The sequence below is a fragment of the Chamaesiphon sp. VAR_69_metabat_338 genome (assembly GCF_031423935.1).
Classification (GTDB): domain Bacteria; phylum Cyanobacteriota; class Cyanobacteriia; order Cyanobacteriales; family Chamaesiphonaceae; genus Chamaesiphon.
In genome coordinates this window covers 1-3,566 of the sequence record NZ_JANPGM010000036.1, presented here as the reverse complement: position 1 = coordinate 3,566, position 3,566 = coordinate 1, and the positions used below count along the sequence as shown (strand labels likewise).

Annotated in this window: 5 protein-coding genes; 1 reads left to right on the top strand and 4 read right to left on the bottom strand. The window is 47.8% G+C overall.

All coding sequences use genetic code 11. The annotated features are described in order from the left end of the window. Window positions 1-176: 176 nt before the first annotated feature. From pstB to RMO84_RS01210, 4 genes are all read right to left on the bottom strand, one after another. Window positions 177-950 (bottom strand): phosphate ABC transporter ATP-binding protein PstB, encoded by a 774-nt coding sequence (pstB, locus tag RMO84_RS01225; RefSeq protein ID WP_396135736.1) that lies wholly within the window; start codon window positions 948-950, stop codon window positions 177-179. Between the two features lie 264 nt (window positions 951-1,214). Further along, window positions 1,215-2,081 (bottom strand): phosphate ABC transporter permease PstA, encoded by an 867-nt coding sequence (gene pstA, locus RMO84_RS01220; protein ID WP_310486618.1) that lies wholly within the window; start codon window positions 2,079-2,081, stop codon window positions 1,215-1,217. 1 nt (window position 2,082) lies between these two features. Then, window positions 2,083-3,066, bottom strand: coding sequence for a phosphate ABC transporter permease subunit PstC (gene pstC / locus RMO84_RS01215; RefSeq protein WP_310486616.1), 984 nt, complete (start codon window positions 3,064-3,066; stop codon window positions 2,083-2,085). A gap of 12 nt (window positions 3,067-3,078) precedes the next feature. Continuing rightward, a complete protein-coding gene (locus RMO84_RS01210) occupies window positions 3,079-3,264 on the bottom strand; it encodes a hypothetical protein (protein ID WP_310486614.1) in 186 nt (61 codons plus the stop codon). Between the two features lie 12 nt (window positions 3,265-3,276). On the opposite strand from RMO84_RS01210, the gene RMO84_RS01205 reads away from it, so the two are divergent. Beyond that, window positions 3,277-3,417 (top strand): hypothetical protein, encoded by a 141-nt coding sequence (locus RMO84_RS01205; protein ID WP_310486613.1) that lies wholly within the window; start codon window positions 3,277-3,279, stop codon window positions 3,415-3,417. Window positions 3,418-3,566: the final 149 nt, after the last annotated feature.

Genomic DNA, 3,566 nt, shown 5'->3' with positions numbered 1-3,566 from the left:
CCTACCAATCTTGCCCACACCCCGCCAGAGCCGCAGGCTCTGGCGGGGTGAGGGCAAAGGGTTTGGCTGGCGAAATCGGATTTGATGTTAGATCGAGATTGGGAGAGTTTGCCAGAAAAAACCTCCCATGTTGGGGAGGTTTTTGAGCCGTCGATCGATTAATTCGCTCTTACCACTCAACCGAAGCGACCGGAGACATAATCGTTAGTGCGTCGATCGACTGGGAATGAAAAAATCTGCTTGGTTTCGCCAAACTCGACCATCCGACCGATCCGACTTTCATCCGTACTGAAAAAAGCTGTATAGTCCGAAATTCGCGCGGCTTGTTGCATATTGTGAGTGACAATCGCGATCGTCAGATCGTTGCGTAAACTATGCAGGAGATCTTCGATTTTATTCGTCGCGATCGGATCTAATGCCGAGCAAGGTTCGTCCATCAGCAATACTTTGGGCTTGACGGCCAACGCTCTGGCAATACACAATCTTTGCTGCTGTCCGCCCGACAATCCCAATGCCGATTTATGGAGTTTATCTTTAACTTCTGTCCAGAGTGCGGCACCTTGAAGTGCCGATTCGACCACATTATCGAGTTCGGATCTGGGGACTTTATCTTCGCCAATTTTGACGCCATAAGCCACATTCTCATAGATACTCATCGGAAAAGGATTGGGCTTTTGAAATACCATCCCCACCTGGCGACGCAGTTGGTTGAGATTGATTTGGGGATGATAGATATCTTGTCCGTATAATTGGACTTCGCCTTCAGTTTTGACTTTACCTTCGAGTTCGCCGATCCGATTGAGTGATTTGATGAATGTCGATTTACCACAACCAGAAGGCCCAATAATGGCCGTCACATGATTTTCAAAAATACTCATGTTGACACTTTCCAAGGCTCGGGAAGTACCATAAAAGAAGCTGAGATTATTGACTTGAATCGCCACGTCCATCGGTTGGCTGGGATGTTTGATTTCGCGCATAGATAAGATAAAGTTTAAATATTAAAATTAGCGATCGCTGTAATAGTCAATTGAGAGGATGTCTGAAAAGAAGTCTAATTGCTTCGTTTACGGTGGGTGAATCCCCCTAAATCCCCCTTCTTAAGGGGGACTTTAAATCCGGTTCCCCCCTTTTTAAGGGGGGCTAGGGGGGATTCTCTAGGGTTTGAGCTTAGCAAAATTGAGTTTTCAGACATCCTCTGAATAACTACTGAACTATTTACGTCTCATCGACAGTAGCTTAGTCGGTAAATTGATTGCTAAAACAATGCCTAATAAAAATAACGATGCTGTCCAAACTAATTGATTTTTAATTGGGTCGGGGTCGTTGTATAAGTTAAAAATGAGTACGGGTAAAGATCCCGTCGGACTCTGAAGATTTTCTGCCCAGTCTTGAGCGAATAACGCCGTAAATAATAACGGAGCTGTTTCGCCACTGGCGCGTGCGAGCGCGAGTAATACCCCTGTGGAGATTGCTGGCAGCGCGGTTGGTAAAATTACCCGCGCGATCGTTTGAAAGCTGGTTGCACCTAAGCCAAATGCGGCTAGCCGAAAAGCGGTCGGGACTAATTTTAAGACTTCTTCCGTGGTCAAGGCAATAATTGGCAGCATAATAATCCCCAGACTAACGCCACCCGCGATCGCGCTATAACTAAAGTCAAAGAGCTGTTTGCTAACCAAGACGATGACATCATAGGTAAAAATCCCCACGACGATCGACGGTACTCCCGTCAAAATTGTCGTCAAAAATCTAACAGTGCGATTGATTTTGCTCGTGGGTGCGTATTCAGCTAGATAGACCCCTGTAGCGACGCCGATGGGAATGCTTAAGACTGCTCCAATTGCCACCATCTCTAGGGTACCGACGATCGCATTGGCAAACCCATCATCAACGATGGGCTTAGTAAACATGGTCGCTGTCAAACCGGGCAATCCTTTGGCAATGATGTTCCAGAGGACGGAAATCAGCGGCAAGATCCCAATCAGCGTCAACCCTAGAGCCAGGACGGTCATCCCGCGATCGAAAAAAGTTCGCAGCGGCGAGAGGGGTGTTTTTAATTTAGTCGGTCTTGAATAGTTCATGTTATGATTTTTCGCCCCGTTCTACCAATCGCACTAGACCGATCGCGCCGATGTTGACGGCTAAAGTGAGCATGAATAAAATTAGCACTAAATAAGTCAGCGCGCCGACATGGATATCTTCTTGTGCCTCGGCAAATTGATTGGCTAAGATCGCCGGAATCGAATAAGCTGCCTCGAATATCGATGGGCCGAGCGTGGTGGCATTGCCGATTACCATGGTCACGGCCATTGTCTCACCGAAGGCGCGGCCTAATGCCAACATAATCCCACCGACAATTCCAGAAAAGGCTTTGGGTAAGACTACCCGAAAAATTGTCTCCCACCGCGTGGCTCCCAGAGCCATCGAACCCGTCCGCAGATATCCCGGAACGACTAATAACACTTCCCGGCTGACTGCCGCTAAGGTCGGTAGAATCATGATTGCCAGTAACATTCCCGCTGTCAACAGACCAAAGCCGGACGGCTCGGTACTAAACCAAGGAATATTCCCAAATCTAACATGGAGAAACTCTTGCACCGGACGCAGCAGCGGCACTAAGGTATAGAAACCCCACAAGCCAAAGATGACACTGGGAATGGCCGCAATTAATTCGACAGTGAAGGCGATGCTCGATCGCAACCATTGCGGCAACAAATCCTCGCTGGTCACGATCGCGACCGCCAATCCTACGGGAATTGCGAACAGCAAGGCGATGAAGCTACTCCCTAAGGTGCCATAAATCAACGGCAGCGCGCCAAACTTGAGGTCGGGGACATTCCATTCGCGATCGAATAAAAAGCCGATGCCAAATTGTTTGAGTGCGGGGATGGCATGTTCGAGAATTTTCCAGCCCATCAACACGAGAATGCCGATCGATACGCCGCTAGCTGCATAGATCAGATAACGAAATAAGCGATCGGTTGTGTTGTGCTTAGATGTGCGACTATGCCTACCTAAGTCATTTTCGGCAGGCATAGTCGCTGATAAGTTGTGAGGAGAAGACATGTTTGATTTAAGTTATTTCACGCCAGATTCTACTGCTTCGATCGCGCGAGCGGCAACACTGCTAGGAATTGAAGTGTAGTTGAGGTCGTCGTTCAATTGTTGGCCGCTAGTCAAAATCCACTTTACCATCGTCTTGATCGCTTGCGCTTTAGCGGGATTCTTTTGAGATTTAGGAATCAATAACCAAGTCAAGCCCACGATCGGATATCCTTGTTTGGAATTGACATCAAAACGATGGTGAAGTGGATTCTCACCAGCGGTCAACAATTAAATGACGACCTCAACTACACCTCAATTCCTAGCAGCGTTGCTGCTCGGGCGATCGAAGCTGTTGAGTCTGGCGTGAAATAATTTAAATCTTACAATGTCCTCTCCTCACCATTTAGCCGTGCCTACACCAATTGAAACCGATTTGGGTAGGCACAATCGTCCATCCAAAAACGATCTCGTCGATCGATTATTTCGCTATCTGATGTATGCAGCTAGCGGCGTCGCGGTCG